We start from the raw sequence: 23,930 nt of genomic DNA on the forward strand, positions 1-23,930 counted from the left end.
GCCCTCTCGCGTACTCCTGTTCCGCCTACTCCCGCGCGGCCGTACTCCCGCGCGGCCGTACTCCCGCGCGGCCGCGCTCCGTGCGGGTCAGGGAGTGCGGTACTCCTGCATGTCCTGCTGGATCTGCTGCTGGACCTCGGGAATCATCCGGTGCAGCAGCTCGGGGTTGCGGAGCTGCTCGACGCCGTAGTGATCGGCCACCAGCCGCTCGAGCTCCTGGGTCTCCGGGAAGCGGTCGTTCTCCACGGCGTACGCCCAGGTCTGCTTGTAGACGACCTCGCGGAACTCCTCGACCTCCTGCGGTTCCGGCTGCTCCTCGACGTACTCGGGGTACTCGACGAACTCCTCCGGCCCCGGCGGCGGAACGTCCTCAGGGCCGAGCGGCACCGGCACCGGGATCGGCTCCAGACCATCGACGATCTGCGGGTTGTACGAACCCTGGTAGCCGTCAGGCCGCGCCTGACCCGCGAACCAGGGGCTGCCCTCGGCGTCCTCCGGCGCATCGGGAAGCGATTGCGGCGAGGCCGCGAGCTGCACCGGCTGCGTCGGTTGGGCCGGCTGAAGCGGCTGAGGCTGCTGGGGCGGCTGAGGCAACAGCGGCGACGCGCCCTGCAGCTGCGGAGGCAGCACGGCAGGCTCGATGCCCGCCGCCGCGAGACCCGCCGCCGCCGTCTCCGCGAGCGGTACCCCGTACCGCGCGAGACGCAGTGGCATCAGCGCCTCCACCGGCGCCTTACGGCGCCAGCTCCGGCCGAAACGCGCCTGGAGACGCGCCTGGTAGATCAGCCGCTCCTGCTCCAGCTTGATCACCTGCTCGTACGAACGGAGCTCCCACAGCTTCATCCGGCGCCACAACCGGAACGTCGGCACCGGCGACAGCAGCCAGCGGGTCAGCCGGACGCCCTCCATGTGCTTGTCCGCCGTGATGTCCGCGATCCGGCCCACCGCGTGCCGCGCGGCCTCGACCGCCACGACGAACAGGATCGGGATCACCGCGTGCATCCCGACACCCAGCGGGTCCGGCCACGCGGCCGCGCCGTTGAACGCGATCGTCGCCGCCGTCAGCACCCACGCCGTCTGCCGCAGCAGCGGGAACGGGATCCGCAGCCACGTCAGCAGCAGATCCAGCGCGAGCAGCACACAGATGCCCGCGTCGATGCCGATCGGGAAGAAGTACGAGAAGGTGCCGAAGCCCTTCTGCACCGCGAGCTCGCGCACGGCGGCGTACGAACCCGCGAAACCGATCCCCGCGATGATCAGCGCACCGGCGATGACGAGGCCGATGAGTATCCGGTGTGTGCGTGTCAGCTGCATCGCGGCCACCCGCGATCCCCTCCCCGTCAATCGACATCTCGCGCGCACAGACTGGCACATGTGCGCGAAGCCCGGCCCCCGGGGGAGGGACGGGCTCCGCATCGACGTGCCACTCTGCGCGGGTTTGCGACTGGTTGTCGGCCTTCGCTCGCGCCTCTCGCGCCTACTTGTTCGCGGCGGCGACCGCGGCGACGGCCTCCTTGGCCGCCTTCACCGCACCACTCATGATCGTCTTGTCGGACGGGGTGTCCGCGCCCGCGTACCCGGCACCGTTGTAGGAGAGCAGCACCAGCACATTGCCCGTACGCGCGACGATGGAGCCGTAGACGAAGTCCTCGTTCGTCTTGCGCAGCTGGTACGCCACGGACTTCGCCTCGTCGCCGATGCCCGTCGCCGTGGTCGTGCGGAGCTTCTTCGCGCCCGAGGTCTCCTCGATCTTCGCGAGCTCCTTCGCCAGGTTCTCCTGCGCACGCTCCTGGCCGCTGCCGAGCGCGGCGTCCGACTCGTACCGGTAGAAGGACACGTCGAGCCAGCGGTACTGCGACCCCTTCACGCCCTTGTCGTCCAGACCGTTCCACGAGCAGCCGCTACGGCTGTCCAGATCGCTGGAGACGGCCGGCGTGCCGTTCTTGGTCTTCGCCTTGGGCACGAGCGAGGACGTCGTCTTCGCGGCGATCGCCTTGCAGGCCTCCGGCAGCTTCGCGAACTTCGCCGGCTCGACCGTCTTCGTCGTCTGCGAGGGCGAGGGCGTGGCGGAGGCCGACGAGGCCCCCTTGTCCTTCGAACCCGTCGCGCCGGACCCGCTGTCGCCGGAGTCCGAGGAGCAGCCTGCGACGACGAGCATCACCGGGACGGCGGCGCAGGCGAGTATGCGGGTGAGTCGCGGGGCTGTTCGCTGCATGGTTCCTTCAGTCGCTTGTCGTACGGTCCGGCCGGTACGCCGACACGTTACGTGGTGTCCGTCCGCTCACGGAGCGGGTGCGGACGGCTACTCCTCCAGGCGTTCGGCGAGCAGCCGGGCCAGGTTCCGGGCCTTTTCCTGCAGCTCCATGCTGTCCGGGGCCTCGGCCGAACCGGTCGTCTGCTCCCGGTAGGAGACGGTCACGATGACGTTGGATGTGCGGAACACCACGCTGACGACACGCTGATGGCCGTTGGCGCCGACCGTGCTGAGGGCGTCGTCGAGGTACGCGACGTTCCCGAGGCCTTCGAGGACGCGGGGTTCGAGCCCGGTGGGGGAGGGGTCCGAGGGGGTCGCTCCGGAGGCGGGCGCCGTGGTGCCGGCGGGCGGCTTGCCCGACGGGGCGTCGGCGGCGTCGCCGGCCGCGGTGGCACCCGCCGTCGTGGCCGCCGGCGAGGTCGTGCCCTGAGGTGTGCCCGGGGGCGGGCCGCTCGCGGTGGGGCTGCCGGGTGCCGCCGGGGCCGAGGGCGTCGTCGTCGCGGGCGGCGCGGTGGCCGGCGCAGTGGTCGGGGGCGCGGTCGGGGGCAGCGGGATGCCCGCCGCGAGCTGCTTGCGGACGTACACCTCCTGCGCCCGGTCGTCGTCGCTGACGGCGGTGTCGTACGAGACCACGCGCTCGATGTCGAGCACCAGCCGGTGCGAGATGTCCGGGGTGTCGGCCTTCCACGTGCAGCCGACCCGCCGGTCGGTGTCGTACGTCACGGCGGCGACGCCGCGGTACGCCTTGTCGCGCTCGGCGTCGGCGAGGGCGGCGGCGCCGGGGAGCAGGTCCTTGAGCGTCGCCTGGGGGACGGCGCCGCAGGGCTCGAAGAGCGTCCGGTAGCGGCCCGGTGGTGCGACGGCCGCGGCGGGGCCGGCCTTGGCGTCGACGGCGATGTCGTCGGCCGGAGTGCCGGACGAGCAGCCCGTGAGGCCGATTCCGAGGCTGAGGCCGAGTGTGAGGACGACGGCGGTACGAGCCGTGGACCCGGTGCGGCCGGGGGTGTACCTCTTTCGCTGCACGCTCCCAGGCTCCCTTCTCCCGAGGTCTTTCCCGAAAACTGTTTGCCGCGCGAACCCGGCCGATGGACACAATGTCTATCGCACACGCAGCTGTTGATGCCGGTCCGCTGTCACCTGTACGGGCTTTGGCTCCGGTTTTTGCGTTATCAGACTTTTCGGGGGAATCGAGGAAGTATGTCGTACGTAGAGGTACCTGGGGCGAAAGTTCCCATCAGGATGTGGGCCGACCCCGCCACGGTGGAGGGCGGTGCCATGCAGCAGCTGCAGAACGTGGCGACGCTGCCGTGGATCAAGGGCCTCGCCGTGATGCCGGACGTGCATTACGGCAAGGGTGCGACCGTCGGTTCGGTGATCGCGATGCAGGGGGCGGTCTGTCCCGCGGCGGTCGGTGTGGACATCGGCTGCGGCATGTCGGCGGTCAAGTCCTCGCTGACGGCGAACGACCTGCCGGGTGACCTGTCGAGGCTCCGCTCGAAGATCGAGCAGGCGATTCCGGTGGGCCGGGGCCTGCACCGCTCGGAGGTGGACCCGGGGCGGCTCTACCAGTTCCCGACGTCGGGGTGGGACGACTTCTGGTCGCGGTTCGACGGGGTGGCGGATGCGGTCAAGTTCCGTCAGGAGCGGGCGCGACAGCAGATGGGAACGCTCGGAAGCGGCAATCACATGATCGAAGTCTGTCTTGATGAGTCAGGTTCGGTCTGGCTGATGCTCCACTCGGGCTCCCGCAACATCGGCAAGGAACTCGCCGAACACCACATCGGCATCGCCCAGAAGCTCCCCCACAATCAGGGCTTGGTCGACCGGGACCTGGCGGTGTTCGTCTCCGACACGCCGCAGATGGCGGACTACCGCAACGATCTGTACTGGGCTCAGGAGTACGCGAAGTACAACCGCGCGATCATGATGGCGCTCCTGAAGGAAGTGATCCGCAAGGAGTTCCGGAAGGCGAAGGTGTCCTTCGAGACCGAGATCTCCTGCCACCACAACTACGTGGCGGAGGAGCGGTACGAGGGCATGGACCTGCTGGTCACGCGGAAGGGTGCGATTCGGGCCGGCCGTGGCGACTTCGGGATCATCCCGGGGTCGATGGGTACCAGCTCGTACATCGTGAAGGGTCTCGGCAACGAGAAGGCCTTCAACTCCGCCTCGCACGGCGCGGGGCGGAGGATGAGCCGGAGCGCGGCGAAACGGCGCTTCACGGTGCGTGACCTCGAAGAGCAGACGCGAGGCGTCGAGTGCCGGAAGGACTCCGGCGTCGTGGACGAGATCCCGGGCGCCTACAAGCCGATCGAGCAGGTCATGGCGCAGCAGCGGGACCTCGTCGAGGTGGTCGCCAAGCTGAAGCAGTTCATCTGCATCAAGGGCTGAGGCTCAACAGTGAGGGCATCGAATGGCCCCGGCACGTCGTGCCGGGGCCATTCGGGCATGGACTAGAGACTCTGGGGAGTCGTGGACGCCCCGATGCCGTTGGTCAGACGCCAACGGCGCACCTGGCAGCTGCTCTGGGAGCGGCCCAGTTCCGCGGCCGCGTGAGCCAGCGTTGGTGCCGCGAGGAGGATGCGGTCTTCCTCGGCGGCCCATGGCTTACGCGGAGGTCGAATCTTCATCCCGGGAGGACGCACCCATGCGCGAGTGCGGGCGTCGTTCGGGTGATCCAGGTGGTTCACCCGAACGTGGCGCCGTGTCGTCAGAGCTCGCGGTGGACCTTGGTGTTGGAGGCCTGGGCGCGGGGGCGGACGACCAGGAGGTCGATGTTGACGTGCGGGGGGCGGGTGCAGGCCCAGGTGATGGTGTCGGCCACGTCGTCCGCGGTGAGGGGTTCGGCCACGCCGGCGTAGACCTTGGCGGCCTTCTCGGTGTCGCCGCGGAAGCGGGTGGTGGCGAACTCGTCCGTCTTGACCATGCCGGGGGCGACCTCGATGACGCGGACCGGGGTGCCGACGATCTCCAGGCGGAGGGTCTCGGCGAGGACGCGGGCGCCGTTCTTCGCGACGACGTAGCCGGCGCCGCCCTCGTAGGTGGAGTGGCCGGCGGTGGAGGAGAGGACGACGACCGTGCCGTCGCCGCTCGCGGTGAGGGCCGGGAGCAGGGCCTGGGTCATGTTGAGCGTGCCGATGACGTTGACCTCGTACATCTGGCGCCAGTCGGCCGGGTCGCCGGTGGCGACGGGGTCGGCGCCGAGGGCGCCGCCGGCGTTGTTGACGAGGACGGCGAGGGACTGGAAGGCCGTGGCGAACTCGTCGACGGCGGCGCGGTCGGTGACGTCGAGGGCGTAGGCGGTGGCCTGGTGGCCGGCCTCGTTGATCTCGGCGGCCAGTTCCTCGATGCGGTCCTTGCGCCGTGCGGTGAGGACGACGCGGTAGCCGGCGGCGGCGAGCTGCCTGGCCGTGGCGGCTCCGATTCCGCTGCTCGCTCCGGTGATGACGGCGATGGGGGTACCGGGGGCAGTCATGACGTCGTGCTCCTCGCGCAGATGGTCGATTACGTCGATCGCCCGGCCAAGGATAGGCGGCGTGGATCCGGCGGGGCGCGGTGTGTGGGGGGTCGTCCGCCCGGGGGACACGCTGGCTGAGAGGTTGTCAGAAGATCGGATGATCTGTGGGTATTTTGGGCTTATGCGTGGATTGAGGAAGGCTGTGCTCGGGGTCGCTCTCGCGGCCGCGGCGGTGATGGGTGTGGGCGCGAGTGCCGGTGCTGTGGGGCCGGTGGTGGGGCCCGAGGCGGATGTGTCCCATCACGGCCATGTCTCCCTCTGGGACGGGCGGGTCGGGGTCTGGCTGGTCAGTGAGAACTTCGGTCCCACCGATCTCGCTCAGGCGACGGTCCGGATCGCGTTCTCCGTGCCGATGGCGGGTGGTGGGCAGGAGCTGCCGGAGGCCTGTCTGTGGAGCAGCGACCGGGTGGTCTCCTGTCGGACGGGCGAGCTGCCGGCCGCGGGGGGTGCCGGTGAGCTGGCGCTCGACCTGCGGACGGCGGGCCTGCCGGACGAGCTGACCGTGGAGGTCACCACCGCCTGGCGGGACGGGGTGGCCGACCGGAATCCGCGGAACGACCGGCATCGGGTGCTGGTGCTCGCCACCGGTGATCCTTACGTCTTCTGACGGGTTCAGCGGCTCGTCCAGTGGATGTAGCCGTCGGGGCGGACCAGTACCGCGGTGCTTCGGGTCGGGTCCGTCCAGGTGGCCCGTACGAGGTGCTCGGGGGAGACCGGGGCGGTCCCGGGCAGGGCCGGGAGCCGGCCCTCCGGGGTGATCAGGACGAACTCGCCCGCTCGCAGCAGCTCGTAGAGGCGGCCTTCGCGCAGTCGTACGTCCGGTGCGCGGCGGCCCGCCGGGCGCTTGGAACCGGCCGGGGGCGCGTACGCGATGCCGATTCCGCTGATCATGCCCATGGCGCGGGTGGAGGCGGGCCGTAGTGCGCTCAGGAGCCGGGCGGCGAGGGAGCGGGCGGCGCGGGTGAGCGGGGTGTGGGCCATCGCGAGGCGCACGAGCGCGCCGCTGGTGCGGAGCACGGCGGCGCCGACGGGGTGGCGCTCGGACTGGTAGCTGTCGAGGAGGGCCTCGGGGGCGGGCGCGTCGCCGCGCAGGACGGCGGCGAGCTTCCAGGAGAGGTTGGCTGCGTCCTGGAGTCCGGTGTTCATGCCCTGGCCGCCTGCGGGGGAGTGGACATGGGCGGCGTCGCCGGCGAGGAAGACGCGGCCCACGCGGTACGAGGGGACCTGGCGCTCGTCGCTGTGGAAGCGGGAGATCCAGCGGGGGTCGTGCATGCCGAGGTCGGTGCCGAGCGCGCGGCGGGCGATCTCGCGGACCTCGTCCAGGTCGACGGGTTCGGTGTCGGGGACCTGGCGGGTGCGGCTCCAGCCCATCACCCGGTACCAGCCGTCGCCGAAGGGGGCGAGGAAGGCGAAGGTGTCGCCGGAGCCGCTGACGCTGAACGCGTCGGCGGGCTCCTCCGCGAGGCGGACGTCGGCGAGGACGAGGGAGCGGATCACGGAGCCGCCGGGGAAGGGCAGGCCCAGGGCGGTGCGGACGGCGCTGCGGACGCCGTCCGTGCCGACCAGGTGGCGGGCGGTGAGGGTGAGCGGGGCTCCGTCCGGGTCGGTGAGCTCCGCCGTCACCGTGTCGGTGTCCTGGCGCAGTCCGCGCAGCTCCGTGCCGTACCGGAAGGTGACCCCGGCGGCCACCGCCCGGCGCTCAAGGAGCCGCTCGACCTCGTACTGCGGGGTGACGAGCAGGTGGTTGAAGCGGCTGGGCAGCCGGGTGAGGTCGAGGTCGAGCCGGCCGAAGAGGCGTGCGGTGCCGAGGGTCGTGCCGGTGGCGACGAGTTCGTCCGCGAGGCCGCGGGCGTCGAGCTGCTCCAGGGTGCGGGCGTGGACGCCGAAGGCGCGGGTCATGTTGGCGAGGCCGTGCGGGCGGCGCTCGACGACGGTGACGTCGACGCCGGCGGTGGCGAGGTCGCCGGCGAGGAGCAGGCCGGTGGGGCCGGCGCCGATGACGAGGACCTGGGTGTCCGTCGGGTCGGTGGTCCGGGTGCTGTCGGTGGTCTCGGTGCTTTCGGTGGCCTTCGGTGTCTCCGCGGTGCTCATGGCTGCCTCCGGGGTGCCCACGGCTGTTGGCCAACGGCTGTTGGTCAACGCTTGTTGGCAACTGTAGAAGTCGCTCCGATGGAATGTCAACGCCCGTTGGCCTACAGTCGTTGGTATGACGACCGCCCGCCGTTCCGACGCCACCAGAGCCGCCATCCTGGAGGCCGCGCGCGAGCGCTTCGCCTCCGACGGGTACGACCGCGCCACCATCCGGGCCATCGCCCGGGACGCCGGGATCGACCCGTCGATGGTCATGCGCTACTACGGCAACAAGGAGGGTCTGTTCGCCGCAGCGTCGGAGATCGAGCTGAACCTGCCCGAGCTGGGCGGCCTGCCCGCGCGGCACATCGGGGCCGTCCTGGTCACGCACTTCCTGGAGCGCTGGGAGCGGGACGACGTCCTCACCGGGCTGCTGCGGGTGGGGGTCACCAACGAGGCCGGGGCGGAGCGGATGCGGGCGGTCTTCGCCCAGCAGCTCGGGCCGGTCACCCGGGGCGTCTGCCCCGACCCGGAGGAGGCGCCGCGGCGGGCGGCGCTCGTCGCGTCCCAGATCCTCGGCATGGCGCTCACCCGCTATGTGCTGCGGCTGCCGCCGGTCGTCGAGATGACGCCCGAGGAGATCGTGGCCTGGCTGGGTCCGACCGTGCAGCGCTATCTGACCGCCGAGGCGCCCTGAGAGTGACCGCGGCGCGCCGCGGGCCGGTCGGGAGCCGCAGGTCGGTCGCCGGTGCGGGCCGGTCGGGCGGTGCGGGGCGGCCGGGCGGGTCGCGGCGGGCCGGTGCGGGGTGGTGTCTGGTTCGTACAATCTCTGCATGACGCAGAAGAGTTCAGGCCGGCGCGAGACGCTGATGACCGAGCTGTACGGGGAGGCCCGCCGCTACATGGCGGCGTACGCCCTGTTCAACCAGGCCGTCGCCGACCGTCTGGGGCTCCATCCGACCGATGTGCAGTGCCTGAACCTGCTCAGCCTGGAGGAGGGGCCGGTGACCACCGGGCGCGTCGCCGAGCTGACCGGGCTCACCACCGGCTCCGCGACCCGGCTCGTCGACCGCCTGGAGCGGTCCGGCTATGTCACGCGCGAACGGGACACCGAGGACCGGCGCCGGGTCCTGGTGGCCCTCGTGCCCGAGCGCATCGCCGAACTCGGTGCTCTGTGGCGCAGGCTCAACAGCACCTGGGGCACGAAGTTCGACGTCTACAGCGACGCCGAGCTCGCCCTGCTCATCGCCCACATGCGGCGCACCGTCGAGGTCAGCGCCGCGCAGATCGAGCGGCTGCGCGGCGGCGACCTGGCCTGACCGGGGCCGGCGGTCCGGGAGGTCAGCCGGCCGTGGCGCCGCCGAACTCGCGTACCGCGTCGGAGACGATCGCCTCCAGCCGGGCGTGGTGGGCGCCGCGCCAGTAGACCCGGCCGCACTCCACGCACTCGGCGAACACGTCGTACGACTTCTCCGTGCCCTGCTCCAGGCGCTCGCGGACCGTGTCCTTGTCGGCGTCGCTCAGTCGCCCGTTGCACGCCGTGCACCGCGTCCAGGGTGCGAGCGGCGGCGCGAAGCGCTCCAGGACGTCGCGGAGCTGGTCGTCCGGGCGGTCGCTGTAGACGTAGGCCCCCGCCCACAGTTCGCGGCGGCGGAGCAGGCCGCGGTCCCGAGAGAGCATGACGCGCCGCTCGCGTGCGGAGAGCGCGGCCAGGGCGGGGTCGCCGATGTCCTCGCTCTCGTAGGCCGCGTCCACTCCGAGCAGCCGAAGCCGCCGGGCCAGCGTGCCGAGGTGCACGTCGAGCAGGAACCGGAGGGGCGCGCCCGGTCGCACCGGCTGCGGGCGAGCGACGCCCTCCACCTCGACGGTCTCGCCCGCCGCGGGGACGTAGGAGACGTCGACGGGCCGTCCGTCGACCAGCAGGCGGCCGGCCTCGGTGAGGGGCACGCCGAGGGACTCGACGACGTGGCCGAGCGAGGAGGCGCCGTCGGTGGTCACGGGCGTGCGGCCCGAGCGGCGGTCGGCCGATACGAAGAGCCCCAGGTCGGGGGCGAAGCTGATGTGGATCTCCGGTCCGTTCACGGGGACAGGATCGCACCGGGGCGGGACGGGCGGCCAGGGAATTCGGCGCCGTCAGGGGCGGAAGTCCTCCTCGTGGTCGGCGGCCCAGGCGGCGAAGGTGCGGGCCGGGTGGCCGGTCAGCTCCTCGACCGTGCGGGTCGGCGGTGTCGGCCGGCCGTCGTGCGCGGCCCAGTAGGAGAGCAGGGCGTCGGCGAAGAGTTCCGGCATGAACCCGGTGACCGACTCCTTCCACTCCTCGGGGGTCACGACGGTGTGGGGCGCGGGGCGTCCGGTCGCCTCGGCGAGTATCGCCAGCTGCTCGACGAAGGTCAGCGACTCGGGGCCGGTCAGGAGGTACGAGGAGCCGCGCAGCCGGGGCTCGGTGAGGACCGCGAAGGCCGCCTCGGCGACATCGCGCTCGTGGATCGGGTCGCCGTACGCGTGCGGGTGGGGCAGTGCGGGTCCCCGCCCGCCCCGGAGGGCCGGGGCCCACTGCAGGGCGTTGGTGGCGAAGGCCCCCGGCTGGAGGTGGGTGGCCTCGAAGGCCCCGGAGTCCGCGGCGGCGGAGAGGGCGCGCTCGGCGGCGAGATGGGAGGCGGCGATCGGGTTCTCGGCGGCGTCCGGGGCGAGGACGGAGCTGGAGGAGAGCAGGACGACGTGCTCGACGCCGGCGGCGCGGGCGCGGTCGGCGAAGGCCCTGGCATGGCGGGCCTCGGCGTACAGGAAGACGGCGTCGGCGCCGGTCAGGGCGGTGTCGAAGGTGGCCGGGTCGGTGAGATCGCAGCGCACGGTGTCGACCCCGGGCGGTGGTGAGAGGTCCGTGGGGTTCTTGGAGGCGGCTTTCGCCTTGATGCCGGCGGCGTCGAGGAGGCCGAGCAGGGTGGAGGCGACGCGGCCGCGGCTGCCGGTGACGAGAACGGTCATGAGGGGTTCCTCCCGGAGGGTTGATCAATTTCCTTCGTGGCGCATCATCTGCGTCACGCAGATAAATATCCAGCGTCGTGCCGTGTCCGTCAACCCGGACAGGACCCTGAGGTACCGTCCTGGCATGAAGATCATCGACCTCCAGCCCGGCGATCCCCGGCTGGAGAACGACCTCCTGCCCGTCCTCTGCGAACTCCGCCCCCACCTCACCCCGGAGCTCTTCCGCGAGGTGTACGAGACCGGGCACTCCCAGGGGCTGCGCTTCAGCGCCGCCTACACCGACGAGGGACGCTGCGTCGGCGCGGCAGGCTGGCGGATCGTCATCAACACCAGCACCCTGCGGCAGCTCTACGTCGACGACCTCGTGACCGCCGCCGCCACCCGCTCCACCGGGGTCGGTCACGCCCTCGTCGCCCATCTGGAGGGCCACGCCCGCGCGGCCGGCTGCCACGAGCTCAACCTGGACTCCGGCACCCACCGCACCGGAGCCCACCGCTTCTACCTGCGTGAGCGCTTCGACATCGTGGCCTTCCACTTCGCCCGGCCGATCACCGCACCGGAAGACGCCTCCTAAGCGCCCCTAGAGCGCTTCCCGGACCGGCTGCTCCAGGTCGAGGCGCCAGTCGTTGCAGCGCATCGGGTGCCCCGGCGGGTACTCGAAGTCCCGCTCGCCGAGCAGCTCGAAACCGGCTTTGCGGCACACCGCGTTCGACGCGGCGTTCTCCGTCGAGGGGAACGCGTGGAGGAAGCGATGGAGGCCCGCGGCCCGGGCCTCCACGGCCACCGCGCGCGTGGCGGCGCTCGCCACGCCCCGGCCCCGGAAGCCCGGCAGCACGGCCCACCCGGTCTCGTACACCGGCTCGCCGTCGCCGGTCCGCACCCAGAAGCCGATGCTGCCGACCACGGCCTCCTCCGGCAGCAGCACGATCCGGTACATGCGCCCCGCGCCCGGCTCGCCGGCGCTCAGCTCCACGTACCGCCGGTGGCGCCGGACGAGCTGCTCCTCCGTCTCCGGGCCGCCGAGGTGATCCATCGACTCCGGGGCGTTCAGGGCGCGCAGCAGGCCGGCGTCGGCCTCGGACCAGGGTTCGAGCCGTACGGGCGAGGAGGTGTCGGTGTCCATCTCCGTACGGTAGTTCAGGGCGCTGACACTCCCCGGGCGTACGCCGTCGGCGGCACCCCGATCGTCGCCGTGAACTCCCGTACGAGATGGGCCTGGTCGCTGTAGCCCAGCTCCGCCGCCAGGGCCGCCCAGTCCGGGCCGCCCGCCGCGTCCGCGGACTCGGCGCGCTCCAGGGCCTCGTGGATGCGGTAGCGCAGGATCACCCACTTCGGGCCCACGCCGACGTGGCTCGCGAAGAGGCGCTGGAGCGAGCGCGCCGACAGGCCGGTCGCCGCGACCAGTTGGGCCACCTTGCGGACCGTGCGGTCTCCCCGGATCAGGTCCACCAGCTCCATGGCCCGGTCGGCGGCCGGATCGGGCGCGGGGCCGTGGGCGAGCAGGAAGGCGTCCAGCGCCGCCACGCGCGCGTGGTCGGTGTCGGGGGAGAGGACGGCCGACAGGAGGCCGGGGTCCGTGCCCGCGTCCGTGCCCGCGTCCATGTCCATGTCCGTGCCCGTGCCCGTGTCCGCGTCCGTGTCCGGGAAGACCTCCGCCAGGGGGACCCGGCGGCCCGTCCACGTCGACACCGGCCACGCGGGCGCGAAGGGGCGGAAACCGCCCGGGCGGAACTGGATCCCGCAGACCCGGCCCGCCTCCGTCAGCTTCTGGGTGAAGAGGCCGAGCCCGATCCCGGAGACCTCGGCGGACGCGTGCGCGTCCGCCGCAGGGGCGCCGAGTGCCCCGTACCGCTGGAAGACGATGTTCATCGACGGGTGCGGGACGACATGGCTCGCGTACGGCTCCGGCAGCTCCCAGTCGATCAGCCAGTAGTGCTCCAGATAGGGCCGCAGCTCCGGCGCCGGGGTGTGGCGGCGGAAGCGGACACGGGAGAGCAGTTCGGCGGGGTCGACGATGCCGCGGGTGTCCTTGCGGGGAGCGGAGTCGGCCATGCTCCGATGCTAGGCCGGGACGGGATCCCGGCCTGGCGTGTTTCTTCAAGACGCGGGTGGGCAGCCTCTCCTAGCGTCGCTCCCATGACGAACGAGGACCCGCTCCGCACCGGTGCCCCGCCCCGCATCGGTGACCTGCTCCGTAGCGCCGCCGCGCAGGCCACACCCCTGGTCAGGGGCATCGCCGACGCCTCGCTCGGCGCGCCCACGCCCTGCGCCGAGTACGACGTGCGCGCCCTGCTGAACCACCTTCTCGGCGTCGTCGTGCACTTCCAGGCGCTCGCCGCCAAGCAACCCGCCGATCTCTCCGCCACCACGGACTGGCTCGCCGACGCCGACTGGCGGGACCGCTTCGAGGCCGAGACCGGGAAGCTCGTCGACGCCTGGTCGGCCCCCGGTGCCGAGGAGGGCACCACCGGGGGCATGGCGATGCCGGCGCGGACCGTCGGTTCCATGGTGCTGCTCGACCTCACCGTGCACGCCTGGGACCTGGCCCGCGCCACCGGGCGGAGCTTCACACCCGACGCGTGCGTGGTCGGCGGGCTCGTCGAGGAGGTGGAGCGGATGGCGCCCATGGCCCGGAAGATGGGCGTCTTCGGGGAGGCCGTCGAGCTGCCCGGCGATGCCACCGCCTTCGAGCGGCTGCTCGCGACGACGGGCCGCGATCCGCGCTCCTGGGCGGCCTGAGCCCTGGCGCTCAGCGAAGGCGGCCCGCCGAGCCCGGGGAGAGCCGCGAGACGACCTGGCCGAAGGCGTGCTCCTCCGCGGGCGTCAGCGGTATCGACTCCTGCGGGTGCCAGACCCGCTCCAGCGGGGTGCGAGCCCGGTCGCGGCGGTCACGGGCGCGGGCGCGCAGGCCGAGCGACAGCCACACCACCGTCGATACGGCGAGCAGGCCGAAGAGCGTGATCACACGGGGGTCGGAGAACTGGCCGGGGAAGGACATGACTCACTCCAGGGCGTGGGGGCCGCCCGACACCGCGTGCCCCGGCAGGTGGCGCGCGGGCACGGGGCCCGACTGTTTCTACTGCTTCCTCCCGACCTGTTCAGTTAACACCACCCTGGGGGACTTTCGGCAGGGGGGGCCGGGACCTTGGTCCCGGACCCGGCCGCCCGGTGGCCCGTACGCCGGGCAGGCCCTCTTGTGCGGGCCGCGGAACCGCTCCAAGGTGCTCGGAAGAGGCACATTTCCGGCCGGGGAGGGAGCAGCCGCATGTCCGGGACGCAGGCATGGGGATTCACGGACGACAGAGGTACGGAGCTGGGGGCGGCCCGTGCGCCGCGGCGGGTGATCGCATACGTGCGGGCCGGGGCCGCCCTGTGCGACCTGGGCGTGACGCCGGTCGCGGTGTACGGCTCCGGGCATGACGGGGAGGTCCTCGACCCGGCGAAGGAGGGCGGGCTGACGGCGGCCGCGGTGACCTATCTCGGGCCGGGCCGGGTCCTCGACGAGGGGCTGCTGCGGGAGCTCCGGCCGGACGTGATCGTCGACGTGACCTACGACGGGAAGAGCCCCTACGCGCTCGACGAGGCCGTCGCCGAGCGGCTCGGGGTGCCGCTCGTCGCGCTCTCCGTGAGCAACGAGCTCACCCTGCCGGCCATTCTCGACCGGTTCGGCGCGCTGGCGGCGAGTCTGGGGGCGGCGCCGGTCGACGGGACGACCGCCGAGGGTTCACCGGCCGATCTCGGGGCCGCCGAGGACGAGCTCCGGGAGGTCGCCGCGCGGACCGGGCTCGGAGTGCTCGCCCTCTCCGGGGCCGGCCCCGACCAGGTGCACCTCGCCAGGCCGCTCGCCTGGCCGGAGCTGGCGAGGCTCGCCGAGCTGGGCGTCCGGCTCGTCGACCCGGGCCCGGGGCCCGGGGCCAACTGGCTCACCGGTGACTGGGGCCGGGCCGCCGAGCTCCGGCCCGACCTGGTCCTCTTCGACAGCCGGGCGCACGCCACGGCGCCGGACGCGGCGCTGTCCGGTGTCCGGTTCACGCCGTGGAACCCGGAGACCCCGCCCAGCCCGGCCGCGTACGCGCGCTTCTTCCGCGCCCTGGCCGGGGCGCTCGCCGACTGAACCGGGGCGGGCGTCGGTCCCGGGCCGCCCCGGGCGTCGGTCTCGGGCCGCCCCGGGCGTCGCCCCCGGGCCGCCCTGGGCGTCCGGCCTTGGGCCGGGGCGGGCGCTAGACCTCAGGCCGGTTCCGGCGTGCGGCCTCCGGCGGGCGGGCGCGGGCGTCGATCTCGGGCCGGCTCCGGCGTAGGGCCAGCGCCGGTCTCGGCCGGAGGCGCGCCGGTCTCGGCCCCGGAGGCGCGCTGGTCTCGGCTGGAGCCGTGCCGGTCTCGGCCGGAGGCGCGCTGGTCTCGGCCGGCGCCGTGTCGATGTCGGCGCGGAGCCGTGTCGATCTCAGGCCGGGGTCGCCGTGAGGCGGGTCCGGCGGAGCGAGTCGGCGAACTCCTCCGCGCGGGAGAGCTGGGCCTGCAGTTCGGCGACCCGCTCCGCGGCGGCCTGCTCGTAGCCGCGGACGCGGGCCACGAGCGCGGCCCGCTCGTCGGGTTCGAGCTCGGTGTCCGTGCCCGCGCGCTCGGCCGCCAGCAGGTCCACGGCCGTGAGGAGTTCGCGGGTCTCGTCGAGGGTGAAGCCGAGCGGCTTCATCCGGCGGACGACCATCAGCCGGGACACGTCCGCGTCCGTGTAGAGCGGGAATCCGCCCGGCGAGGCCGCGGACGGGACGACCAGCCCGCTGTCCTCGTACTGCCGGATCGTGCGCAGGGACAGCTCGGTCCGTGCGGCGACCTCGCCGATCTGCATGGGCTCGCCGGCGATCCGCATTCCTCGTACTCCGCTCACGCGTCAGGTCCTTCCTCGTACGGGGCTCCCACCGGGCGTACGGGGTCCCCACAGGGCGCGGCTTCCGCGCATTACATACCATTCGTCCTAACTTCAGCACTTATGAGAGCTGGAAGTGCGGCGAAACGCCTGCTCGTAGGTCGTCCGTTGGACAGCGGCCGGCTCGGGGAGACCCTGCTGCCGAAGCGGGTCGCCCTGCCGATCTTCTGCAGCGACCCGCTCTCCTCGGTCGCGTACGCCACCGAGGAGATCCTGCTGATCCTGGCCCTCGGCGGCCTCGCCGTGCTCCATCTGGCCTGGTACGCGGCGGTCGGCATCGTGATCCTGCTCCTGGTCGTCGTCGCCTCCTACCGGCAGACCTGCTACGCCTATCCGGGCGGCGGCGGGGCCTATGTCGTCTCCGCCGAGAACCTCGGGCAGACCGCCGCGCTCACCGCGGCCTCCGCGCTGCTGATCGACTACGTGATGACCGTCGCCGTCTCCGTCGTCTCCGGGGTCGCCGCCATCACCTCGGCCGTTCCCTCGCTCGACGGGCACGCCGTGGCCATGTCGGTGTTCTTCGTGGCCGTGCTGGCCTGGCTGAACCTGCGCGGAGTTCGGGAGTCGGGGCGCTGGTTCGCCCTCCCGACGTACGCCTTCATCACGGTGATCTATCTGATGTTCGCGGTGGCCGCGGTGCGGATGGCGACCGGTGCGACGATCCGGGCCGAGTCCGCCGACCTGCCCGTCGAGGCGGTCTCCACCTACTCGGGGATCGCGCTCGTGCTGCTCGCGCTGCGCGCCTTCGCCTCCGGCTGCACCGCGCTGACCGGTGTCGAGGCCGTCAGCAACGGCGTGCCGGCGTTCGCCAAGCCCAAGAGCCGCAACGCGGCGATGACGCTGGCGATCATGGGCGGTCTTTCCGTGACCATGTTCTTCGGGATCACCGTGCTCGCGATGGTCTACGAGGTCCACGTCGCCGAGGACCCCACCGAACTCGGGCTCCCGCCCGGCACGCCGACGTCCACCGCGCTCGCGCAGATCGGACGGGCCACCTTCGGCGACTGGCACGTCCTCTTCTACGCGCTCCAGGCCGTCACCGCGGGCGTCCTGATCCTGGCGGCCAACACCGCCTTCAACGGCTTCCCGATGCTCGCCTCCGTCCTCGGCCGCGACCGCTACGCGCCCCGCCAGCTCTTCCACCGCGGCGACCGGCTCGTCTACTCCAACGGCATCGTCCTTCTCGCGCTCGCCGCGATCGTCCTGATCGTCGCCTTCGACGCGCAGCTGACCCGCCTCATCCAGCTGTACATCATCGGCGTCTTCGTCTCCTTCACCCTTTCCCAGGCCGGCATGGTCAAGCACTGGCGGCGAGAACTCGCCACGCCCGAGGGCGCCGCCGGCCGTCACACCATCCACCGCCGTCTCGCCATCAACGCCTTCGGCGCCTGTCTGACCGCGGTCGTCCTCGTCATCGTCCTCATCACCAAGTTCACCCACGGCGCCTGGATCGTCGTCATCGCGATGCCGGTGCTCTTCGCCGGGATGAAGGGGGTGCGGCGGCACTACGACGCCGTCGCCGCCGAGGTGGCCGTCACCCCCGGGCAGCGGCCCCGCGCCCTCGCCGAGAACCACGTCCTCGTCCTGGTCGCCTCGGTCAACGCGCCCAGCCTCCGGGCCCTGTCGTACGCGAAGACCCTGCACCCCGCCTCGCTCACGGCGGTCACCGTCGCCGAGGACCCGGCCGAGGCGGAGGTGCTCCGCGCGACCTGGGAGGCCCATGGCATCGACGTGCCCCTGCGGGTGCTCGGCTCCCCGTACCGCTCGATCGTGCAGCCGGTCCTGAGGCACGTCCGGGAGGCGCCCGAGCGGACGGGGGACGCGGTGATCTCGGTGGTCATCCCCGAGTACGTGGTGGGTCACTGGTGGGAGCAGCCGCTCCACAACCAGAGCGCGCTGCGCCTCAAGACCCGGCTGCTGTTCATGAAGAACGTCGTCGTCATCGACGTGCCGTACCGGCTCGCCTCCGCCCGCGAGCTGGCCGCCGAGCGCGCGAGGGCGGCGGACGCCGCGAAAGCCGCCGAGCAGCGGACCGGCCCCGGCGGGACCTGACCTGACCTGACCGGACCTGACCCGACCAACCTGACCCGACCAACCTGACCCGACCGACCGGACCTGACCGACCTGACCGACCGGACCTGACCGACCTGACTGACCGGACCTGATCAGGCCGTGCCCGACCCGACCGGACCGGGTGGGACCGGACCGGGTGGGACCGGACCGGGTGGGATCGGACCGGGTGGGACCGGACCCCCTCCGGCCCTACGGGATCCCTACGGCCACACCAGGCAGTACGGCTGGTGGCCCGCCTCGTGGAGGCGGACCGAGAAGTCCTGCCACTCGTGGAGCAGCTGGTAGACGTCGAAGGCGTCGCGCGGGCCGCCGCGGTCCGGGACCGTGGACCAGATGAACGCGGCGGCGCCGACCGATTCCTCGCCGATCGCGCGCAGTGGGTCGACCACGGTCATCGGCAGCTTCACCACGGCGTAGTCCGGGTGCAGGACCACCAGCTCGAGCGGCGGCACCTTGTTCAGGGGCATGCCCTGGATGCCGGTCAGGACCATGGCCGCTATGGTCTCCGGCTTGATCTTGGTGAACATGCCGCCCATGCCGAGCTCGTCGCCGCCGAGTTCCTCCGGACGCATCGAGATCGGGACGCGGGCCGCCGTGGCGCCGTCGGGCGCGCCGAAGTACTTGTACGTCACCCCCAACCGGCCACTCCCGCTCGCGCTTCCGTTGACCGGATCTCCTGAAGGGCCCGATGTGTCGGGGATGCCGGGAATGCCTGGAGTGCTCGGAGAACCCTGGGTTCCCGAGGCCGAGTCCTCGCTCCGCCGGCGCCGGTGCCTGCCCCGGCGGGCAGACTCCGGACCCAGATCGTCCGTCCCCTCGCCCGGTCCGCCACCGCGATGCATATCTCCACCCGACTGCTTTTTCTCGGCAACACGACCCCGCCGCGCAACCCGATCATCGTGTCAGTGACCTCCCCCGCGTTCGTACGGTGAAACACCTGTCCGCAAGAACGCCGTGGCCTCTGACACCATGGATTCCGTGAGCCATCCCTATGACGCCCCAGTTTCGCAGACGCGGAGGGCGAACGCCCCGGCGTAATACTCAGGATGTTCACACCCTCTCTTCGTCCCCGATGTCGTGCCCGAAGTCGTTCTCGCAGGTCAGGATCACAGTGCCGTATTCATACGAAGCCCCAGTCTCACAGACGCTTTTCGACCGCGCTTCCCTCGTGACGCCCGGCGGCGTGAACTCACCGGTGCGTGCCTTCCGGGCCGTGGGCGGAACGCCCCGGTTCATGGTGTCCGGTTCCGGTCCCTACCTCACCGACGCGGACGGTCGTGAGTACGTCGACCTGGTGTGCTCGTGGGGGCCGATGATCCTCGGCCACGCGCACCCCGAGGTCACCGCCGCGGTGCAGCAGGCCGTCGCCCGCGGCACCTCCTTCGGTACGCCGGGCGAGGGCGAGGTCGCACTCGCCGAGGAGATCGTGGCGCGCGTCGAGCCCGTCGAGCAGGTGCGGCTCGTCTCCTCGGGCACCGAGGCCACGATGTCCGCGATCCGGCTCGCCCGCGGGTTCACCGGGCGTGCCAAGGTCGTGAAGTTCGCCGGCTGCTACCACGGCCACGTGGACGCGCTGCTCGCCGCGGCCGGTTCCGGTGTCGCCACCCTGGGGCTTCCCGACACGCCCGGCGTGACCGGCGCCCAGGCGGGGGACACGATCGTGCTCCCCTACAACGACCTGGAGGCCGTCCGGGCCGCGTTCGCCGCGCACCCGGGCGAGATCGCCTGTGTGATCACCGAGGCCTCGCCCGGCAACATGGGCGTCGTGCCGCCGGCCGAGGGCTTCAACCAGGGCCTCGCGGACCTGTGCCGGGAGAACGGCGCGCTGTACATCTCCGACGAGGTGATGACCGGATTCCGTACGTCGAAGGCCGGCTGGTACGGCGTCGACGGCGTCAAGGCCGACCTGCTGACCTTCGGCAAGGTCATGGGCGGCGGCTTCCCGGCCGCCGCGTTCGGTGGCCGCGCCGACGTGATGGGGCACCTCGCCCCGGCCGGGCCGGTCTACCAGGCGGGCACCCTCTCCGGTAACCCGATCGCGACGGCCGCCGGGCTCGCGCAGCTGCGGCTGCTCGACGACGCGGCGTACGCGAAGGTGAACGCGGTCTCGGCGGAGATCCAGGGCCTGGTCACGGGCGCGCTCGCGAAGGAGGGCGTGGCGCACCGGCTGCAGACCGCGTCCAACATGTTCTCGGTCTTCTTCACCGCCGACGAGGTGCGGAACTACGACGAGGCGAAGCAGCAGGAGGCCTTCCGCTTCAACGCCTTCTTCCACTCGATGCTGGCCGACGGCGTCTACCTGCCGCCGTCCGCCTTCGAGTCCTGGTTCGTGTCGGCCGCCCACGACGAGCGGGCGATCGAGCGGATCGCCGCCGCCCTGCCGGCCGCCGCCCGTGCCGCCGCGGAGGCGACGGCATGAGCGAGAGCGGCAGCGGCGCGCACGACGCCGGCCAGGACATCACCGTCGTCCATCTGATGCGGCACGGCGAGGTGCACAACCCCGACGGCGTCCTCTACGGGCGCCGCGCCGGCTACCACCTCTCCGAGCTCGGCCGGCAGATGGCGGACCGGGTCGCGGAGAGCCTGGCCGACCGGGACATCACGTACGTCGTCGCGTCCCCGCTGGAGCGGGCGCAGGAGACGGCGACGCCGGTCGCCAAGGCGCACGGTCTGGACCTGGCCACGGACGAGCGGCTCATCGAGGCGGCGAACGTCTTCGAGGGCAAGACGTTCGGTGTCGGTGACGGGGCGCTGCGCAAGCCGGCGAACTGGAAGCACCTGACGAATCCGTTCCAGCCGTCCTGGGGCGAGCCGTACGTCGAGCAGGTCGTCCGGATGATGGGGGCGCTCGACGCGGCGAAGGACGCGGCCCGGGGGCACGAGGCGGTGCTGGTCAGTCACCAGCTGCCGATCTGGATCGTCCGCAGCTTCGTGGAGAAGCGCCGGCTCTGGCACGATCCGCGGCGGCGCCAGTGCACGCTCGCCTCGCTGACCTCGTTCACGTACAGGGGCGACAAGATCGTCTCGGTCGGGTACAGCGAGCCGGCCCGGGATCTCGTTCCGGCGCATCTGCTGGCGGGCGCGAAGCCGGTCAAGGGAAAGTCGAAGGCTTTCGGAGCGTAGGCCTTCTCCGGAGTCTTCTGCGGGGAGTCTTCTGTAGTCCTTCGGTGAAGGATTGCGTCCCCGCTGGACAGCGCGGGAGTCGGCGGTCCACAGTTCAGGGCGGTCGGGTGGTGTTCATGCCAACCGACCGCCCTAAAATTTTTGTGCGATTTCCCGGAACCTCCGTGTTCCTCCCGGCATCTCACTCATTGTCGGTTTGGATGACGTTTCGTTAATACGTCAGCGCGAATGGGGATGTCATGCGCGGGATCAGTGGGATCAGTCGAAGGGGGCTGCTCGGGGCGGGCGTTGGTGCCGCGGCGGCGATGGGAATCGCCGCGTGCAGCAACGGCAATCAGGACAAGTCGGGACGATCCGGGCCCGGTAAGGGGGGTGACGTCTCGGCGGAGCCGAGCACGAACACCCCGACCAAGGACGACGTGAAGCTCATCGGCGACGGTTCCACCGCCGACACCGGAAAGCAGCCGCACCAGCCCGACGCCCCCGTCCCGCTCGAACCCGGCCAGACCCCGCCCCAGTTCGTGATCTTCTCCTGGGACGGTGCCGGCGAGGTCGGCAACGGTCTGTTCCCGCGCTTCCTCGAACTCGCCAAGAACCACGACGCGGCGATGACCTTCTTCCTCTCCGGGATCTACCTCCTCCCCGAGTCGAAGAAGAACCTCTACCGCCCGCCGAACAACCGCGTCGGCGCCTCGGACATCGGCTACCTCACCGACGGCCACATCAAGGACACCCTGAAGTACGTCCGGCAGGCCTGGCTCGACGGCCACGAGATCGGCACCCACTTCAACGGACACTTCTGCGGCGGCTCCGGCTCCGTCGGCAACTGGACCCCGGCCCAGTGGCAGAGCGAGATCGACCAGGCCATGAAGTTCGTCACCGAGTGGAAGACGAACAGCGGCTGGACCGACCTCGACCCGCTGCCCTTCGACTACTCCAAGGAACTCGTCGGCGGCCGTACGCCCTGCCTCCTCGGCCAGGACAACCTGCTGCCCACCGCCAAGCGGCTCAACTGGCGCTACGACGCCAGCTCGCCCGGCGGCCGGCAGATGTGGCCCACCAAGCGCCAGGGCATCTGGGACCTCCCGCTGCAGGCCGTGCCCTTCCCCGGGCACTCCTTCGAGGTCCTGTCGATGGACTACAACATGCTCGCCAACCAGTCGAAGAACACGACGAAGGGCATGCCCTCGCGCTACCCGGGCTGGCGCAAGCAGGCCACCGAGGCGCTCCTCGGCGGCTTCACGCGCGCGTACGAGTCGAACCGCGCGCCCTTCTTCATCGGCAACCACTTCGAGCAGTGGAACGGCGGCATCTACATGGACGCCGTCGAGGACGCGCTCAAGGGCATGGCCGGCAAGAAGGACGTCCGGCTCGTCTCCTTCAAGCAGTTCGTCGACTGGCTCGACGTCCAGGACCCGAAGATCCTCCAGAAGCTGCGGTCGCTGGAAGTGGGACAGAAGCCGGCCGGCGGCTGGAATACTTTCCTCAAGCCCGCGCCGAACGGATCGACGGCCTCGTCGACCCCGTCCGCATAGTCGTACGCCGTGTTCGCTTAGGCGATCTTGACAAGGGGCTTTCCGGGCACGTAGGGGGGTGCCCAAGATCCCCCAAACGCCCATGCGAAACTTTTCACATGAGCCTTAGCCGTGCCCCTCGACGCACCCTGCTCGCCGTCGGAGTGCTGTCCGCCGCCCTCACGCTCTCGGCCTGCGGCGGCGACAGCAACGGCAAGTCCGGCGGCGGTGGCAACACCAACTTCGTGACCAACACGGGTGGTATCGCCACCGCGCCCAAGGGCGAACGCGCGGCCACCGGAAAGCTCGCGGGCGAGACCCTCGACGGCAAGCAGCTCGACGTCGCCGACCTCAAGGGCAAGGTCGTCGTCCTCAACGTGTGGGGCTCCTGGTGCGCCCCCTGCCGCGCCGAGGCCCCGCACTTCGCGAAGGTCGCCAAGGACATGGAGGGCAAGGGCGTCGAGTTCGTCGGACTCAACACCCGCGACCCCAACAAGCAGCCCGCCCTCGCCTTCGAGGAGGACTACGGGGTCACCTACCCGAGCCTCTACGACCCGCAGGGGAAGCTGATCCTCTTCGGCTTCCCCAAGGGCACGCTCTCCCCGCAGTCCATCCCCTCCACCGTCGTCCTCGACAAGGAGGGCAAGATCGCGGCCCGCTCGCTCATGGCGCTCAACGAGGAGAAGCTGCGGTCGATGATCGACCCCCTCCTCAAGGAGAAGTGAGCCGGTGAACGAGACCGTCACCAGCGGAGCCCTGCTCCTCGCGCTGCCCGTCGCCCTGCTCGCCGGCCTGGTCTCCTTCTTCTCGCCCTGCGTCCTCCCGCTGGTCCCCGGCTACCTGTCGTACGTGACCGGAGTCTCCGGCACCGACCTCGCCGAGAGCCGCCGCGGCCGGATGACCGCGGGGGCCGTCCTCTTCGTCCTCGGCTTCACCGCCGTGTTCGTGTCCGGCGGGGCGCTCTTCGGCTACTTCGGGTCGACCCTCCAGGAGTACCGCGAGACGCTCACCACGATCCTCGGCGTGCTCATGATCCTCATGGGCGTGTTCTTCCTCGGCCTGATGCCCTGGTTCACCCAGCGCGAGTTCCGCTTCCACCGGAAGCCCGTCGCCGGTCTGGTCGGCGCGCCGCTGCTCGGCGCGCTCTTCGGCATCGGCTGGACCCCGTGCATCGGCCCGACGCTCGCCTCGGTCAACGCGCTCGCCCTGGAGCAGGCCAGCGCCGGCCGCGGCGCGCTGCTCGCCTTCGCGTACTGCCTCGGCCTCGGCGTGCCGTTCGTGCTCGCCGCCATAGCCTTCCGCAAGGCCCTCGGGGCGTTCGGGTGGGTCAAGAAGCACTATGTGTGGGTCATGCGGATCGGCGGCGGCATGATGCTCGTCACCGGTGTCCTGCTCCTCACAGGCGCGTGGGACAGCATGGTCGCCACGATGCAGGGCTGGTCCAGCGGTTTCACGGTGGGGATCTGAGTT

25 protein-coding genes are annotated in these 23,930 nt (G+C 71.5%); 13 read left to right on the top strand and 12 right to left on the bottom strand.

What is annotated here, in order from left to right:
• Positions 1-87: 87 nt before the first annotated feature.
• From ACFQ79_RS22290 to ACFQ79_RS22300, 3 genes are all read right to left on the bottom strand, one after another.
• Positions 88-1,314, bottom strand: a complete 1,227-nt coding sequence (locus tag ACFQ79_RS22290) for a DUF2637 domain-containing protein (protein WP_383586115.1) — start codon at positions 1,312-1,314, stop codon at positions 88-90.
• 163 nt (positions 1,315-1,477) lie between these two features.
• A complete protein-coding gene (locus ACFQ79_RS22295; protein ID WP_383586117.1) occupies positions 1,478-2,215 on the bottom strand; it encodes a DUF3558 domain-containing protein in 738 nt (245 codons plus the stop codon).
• 87 nt (positions 2,216-2,302) lie between these two features.
• Entirely contained in the window at positions 2,303-3,277 is a 975-nt protein-coding gene (locus ACFQ79_RS22300) for a DUF3558 domain-containing protein (RefSeq protein WP_383586119.1), read from the bottom strand.
• 174 nt (positions 3,278-3,451) lie between these two features.
• Here ACFQ79_RS22300 and ACFQ79_RS22305 point away from each other — a divergent pair, with 174 nt between their 5' ends.
• Positions 3,452-4,645 carry an RtcB family protein gene (locus tag ACFQ79_RS22305; RefSeq protein WP_376320166.1) on the top strand — a complete coding sequence of 398 codons (1,194 nt, stop codon included), beginning with the start codon at positions 3,452-3,454 and terminating at the stop codon, positions 4,643-4,645.
• A 319-nt stretch (positions 4,646-4,964) separates the two neighbouring features.
• Here the strand turns inward: ACFQ79_RS22305 and ACFQ79_RS22310 are convergent, their stop codons facing one another.
• Complete coding sequence (locus ACFQ79_RS22310) at positions 4,965-5,729, bottom strand: SDR family NAD(P)-dependent oxidoreductase (protein WP_383586122.1); 765 nt, start codon at positions 5,727-5,729, stop codon at positions 4,965-4,967.
• Between the two features lie 184 nt (positions 5,730-5,913).
• On the opposite strand from ACFQ79_RS22310, the gene ACFQ79_RS22315 reads away from it, so the two are divergent.
• Positions 5,914-6,378 (top strand): hypothetical protein, encoded by a 465-nt coding sequence (locus ACFQ79_RS22315; RefSeq protein WP_383586124.1) that lies wholly within the window; start codon positions 5,914-5,916, stop codon positions 6,376-6,378.
• Positions 6,379-6,383: 5 nt separating this feature from the next.
• On the opposite strand, the gene ACFQ79_RS22320 is transcribed toward ACFQ79_RS22315, so the two are convergent.
• Entirely contained in the window at positions 6,384-7,862 is a 1,479-nt protein-coding gene (locus tag ACFQ79_RS22320; RefSeq protein ID WP_383586126.1) for an FAD-dependent monooxygenase, read from the bottom strand.
• A 115-nt stretch (positions 7,863-7,977) separates the two neighbouring features.
• Between ACFQ79_RS22320 and ACFQ79_RS22325 the strand changes: the two genes are divergently transcribed.
• The gene (locus ACFQ79_RS22325) at positions 7,978-8,538 is read left to right on the top strand and encodes a TetR family transcriptional regulator (protein ID WP_355967854.1); all 561 of its coding nucleotides are present in this window, start codon (positions 7,978-7,980) and stop codon (positions 8,536-8,538) included.
• A gap of 136 nt (positions 8,539-8,674) precedes the next feature.
• The gene (locus ACFQ79_RS22330) at positions 8,675-9,160 is read left to right on the top strand and encodes a MarR family winged helix-turn-helix transcriptional regulator (RefSeq protein ID WP_383586128.1); all 486 of its coding nucleotides are present in this window, start codon (positions 8,675-8,677) and stop codon (positions 9,158-9,160) included.
• Positions 9,161-9,182: 22 nt separating this feature from the next.
• On the opposite strand, the gene ACFQ79_RS22335 is transcribed toward ACFQ79_RS22330, so the two are convergent.
• Positions 9,183-9,923, bottom strand: a complete 741-nt coding sequence (locus ACFQ79_RS22335; RefSeq protein WP_383586130.1) for a Mut7-C RNAse domain-containing protein — start codon at positions 9,921-9,923, stop codon at positions 9,183-9,185.
• A 51-nt stretch (positions 9,924-9,974) separates the two neighbouring features.
• Positions 9,975-10,826 (bottom strand): NAD(P)H-binding protein, encoded by an 852-nt coding sequence (locus ACFQ79_RS22340; RefSeq protein WP_383586132.1) that lies wholly within the window; start codon positions 10,824-10,826, stop codon positions 9,975-9,977.
• A gap of 124 nt (positions 10,827-10,950) precedes the next feature.
• Between ACFQ79_RS22340 and ACFQ79_RS22345 the strand changes: the two genes are divergently transcribed.
• The gene (locus ACFQ79_RS22345; RefSeq protein WP_383586134.1) at positions 10,951-11,400 is read left to right on the top strand and encodes a GNAT family N-acetyltransferase; all 450 of its coding nucleotides are present in this window, start codon (positions 10,951-10,953) and stop codon (positions 11,398-11,400) included.
• Positions 11,401-11,406: 6 nt separating this feature from the next.
• Here ACFQ79_RS22345 and ACFQ79_RS22350 read toward each other — a convergent pair whose 3' ends face one another.
• Together ACFQ79_RS22350 and ACFQ79_RS22355 are read right to left on the bottom strand one after the other, a co-directional pair.
• On the bottom strand, positions 11,407-11,949 hold the full coding sequence (locus ACFQ79_RS22350; protein ID WP_383586136.1) for a GNAT family N-acetyltransferase: 543 nt from the start codon (positions 11,947-11,949) through the stop codon (positions 11,407-11,409).
• A gap of 14 nt (positions 11,950-11,963) precedes the next feature.
• A complete protein-coding gene (locus tag ACFQ79_RS22355) occupies positions 11,964-12,878 on the bottom strand; it encodes a DUF6597 domain-containing transcriptional factor (RefSeq protein ID WP_383586138.1) in 915 nt (304 codons plus the stop codon).
• Between the two features lie 84 nt (positions 12,879-12,962).
• On the opposite strand from ACFQ79_RS22355, the gene ACFQ79_RS22360 reads away from it, so the two are divergent.
• A complete protein-coding gene (locus ACFQ79_RS22360) occupies positions 12,963-13,565 on the top strand; it encodes a TIGR03086 family metal-binding protein (protein ID WP_383586140.1) in 603 nt (200 codons plus the stop codon).
• Positions 13,566-13,575: 10 nt separating this feature from the next.
• Here the strand turns inward: ACFQ79_RS22360 and ACFQ79_RS22365 are convergent, their stop codons facing one another.
• Complete coding sequence (locus ACFQ79_RS22365) at positions 13,576-13,824, bottom strand: hypothetical protein (protein WP_361408794.1); 249 nt, start codon at positions 13,822-13,824, stop codon at positions 13,576-13,578.
• A 267-nt stretch (positions 13,825-14,091) separates the two neighbouring features.
• Between ACFQ79_RS22365 and ACFQ79_RS22370 the strand changes: the two genes are divergently transcribed.
• A complete protein-coding gene (locus ACFQ79_RS22370) occupies positions 14,092-14,940 on the top strand; it encodes an ABC transporter substrate-binding protein (RefSeq protein WP_383586142.1) in 849 nt (282 codons plus the stop codon).
• A gap of 327 nt (positions 14,941-15,267) precedes the next feature.
• On the opposite strand, the gene ACFQ79_RS22375 is transcribed toward ACFQ79_RS22370, so the two are convergent.
• Positions 15,268-15,687 (bottom strand): MerR family transcriptional regulator, encoded by a 420-nt coding sequence (locus ACFQ79_RS22375; RefSeq protein ID WP_383586210.1) that lies wholly within the window; start codon positions 15,685-15,687, stop codon positions 15,268-15,270.
• 126 nt (positions 15,688-15,813) lie between these two features.
• On the opposite strand from ACFQ79_RS22375, the gene ACFQ79_RS22380 reads away from it, so the two are divergent.
• A complete protein-coding gene (locus ACFQ79_RS22380; RefSeq protein ID WP_383586144.1) occupies positions 15,814-17,802 on the top strand; it encodes an APC family permease in 1,989 nt (662 codons plus the stop codon).
• Between the two features lie 221 nt (positions 17,803-18,023).
• Here ACFQ79_RS22380 and ACFQ79_RS22385 read toward each other — a convergent pair whose 3' ends face one another.
• On the bottom strand, positions 18,024-18,665 hold the full coding sequence (locus tag ACFQ79_RS22385) for a hypothetical protein (protein WP_383586146.1): 642 nt from the start codon (positions 18,663-18,665) through the stop codon (positions 18,024-18,026).
• Between the two features lie 230 nt (positions 18,666-18,895).
• Between ACFQ79_RS22385 and hemL the strand changes: the two genes are divergently transcribed.
• The 5 genes from hemL to ACFQ79_RS22410 all read left to right on the top strand — a co-directional run bounded on the left by hemL (position 18,896) and on the right by ACFQ79_RS22410 (position 23,927).
• Complete coding sequence (gene hemL / locus ACFQ79_RS22390) at positions 18,896-20,242, top strand: glutamate-1-semialdehyde 2,1-aminomutase (RefSeq protein ID WP_383586148.1); 1,347 nt, start codon at positions 18,896-18,898, stop codon at positions 20,240-20,242.
• Positions 20,239-20,946 carry a histidine phosphatase family protein gene (locus ACFQ79_RS22395; RefSeq protein WP_383586150.1) on the top strand — a complete coding sequence of 236 codons (708 nt, stop codon included), beginning with the start codon at positions 20,239-20,241 and terminating at the stop codon, positions 20,944-20,946. Before hemL ends, ACFQ79_RS22395 begins: the two co-directional genes overlap by 4 nt.
• A 248-nt stretch (positions 20,947-21,194) precedes the next feature.
• A complete protein-coding gene (locus tag ACFQ79_RS22400) occupies positions 21,195-22,481 on the top strand; it encodes a hypothetical protein (protein WP_383586212.1) in 1,287 nt (428 codons plus the stop codon).
• 98 nt (positions 22,482-22,579) lie between these two features.
• The gene (locus tag ACFQ79_RS22405; RefSeq protein ID WP_383586152.1) at positions 22,580-23,185 is read left to right on the top strand and encodes a TlpA family protein disulfide reductase; all 606 of its coding nucleotides are present in this window, start codon (positions 22,580-22,582) and stop codon (positions 23,183-23,185) included.
• A gap of 4 nt (positions 23,186-23,189) precedes the next feature.
• Positions 23,190-23,927 carry a cytochrome c biogenesis CcdA family protein gene (locus ACFQ79_RS22410; protein WP_383586154.1) on the top strand — a complete coding sequence of 246 codons (738 nt, stop codon included), beginning with the start codon at positions 23,190-23,192 and terminating at the stop codon, positions 23,925-23,927.
• Positions 23,928-23,930: the final 3 nt, after the last annotated feature.

Origin of the sequence: Streptomyces sp. NPDC056480, assembly GCF_042795405.1 — a bacterium.
GTDB lineage: Bacteria > Actinomycetota > Actinomycetes > Streptomycetales > Streptomycetaceae > Streptomyces.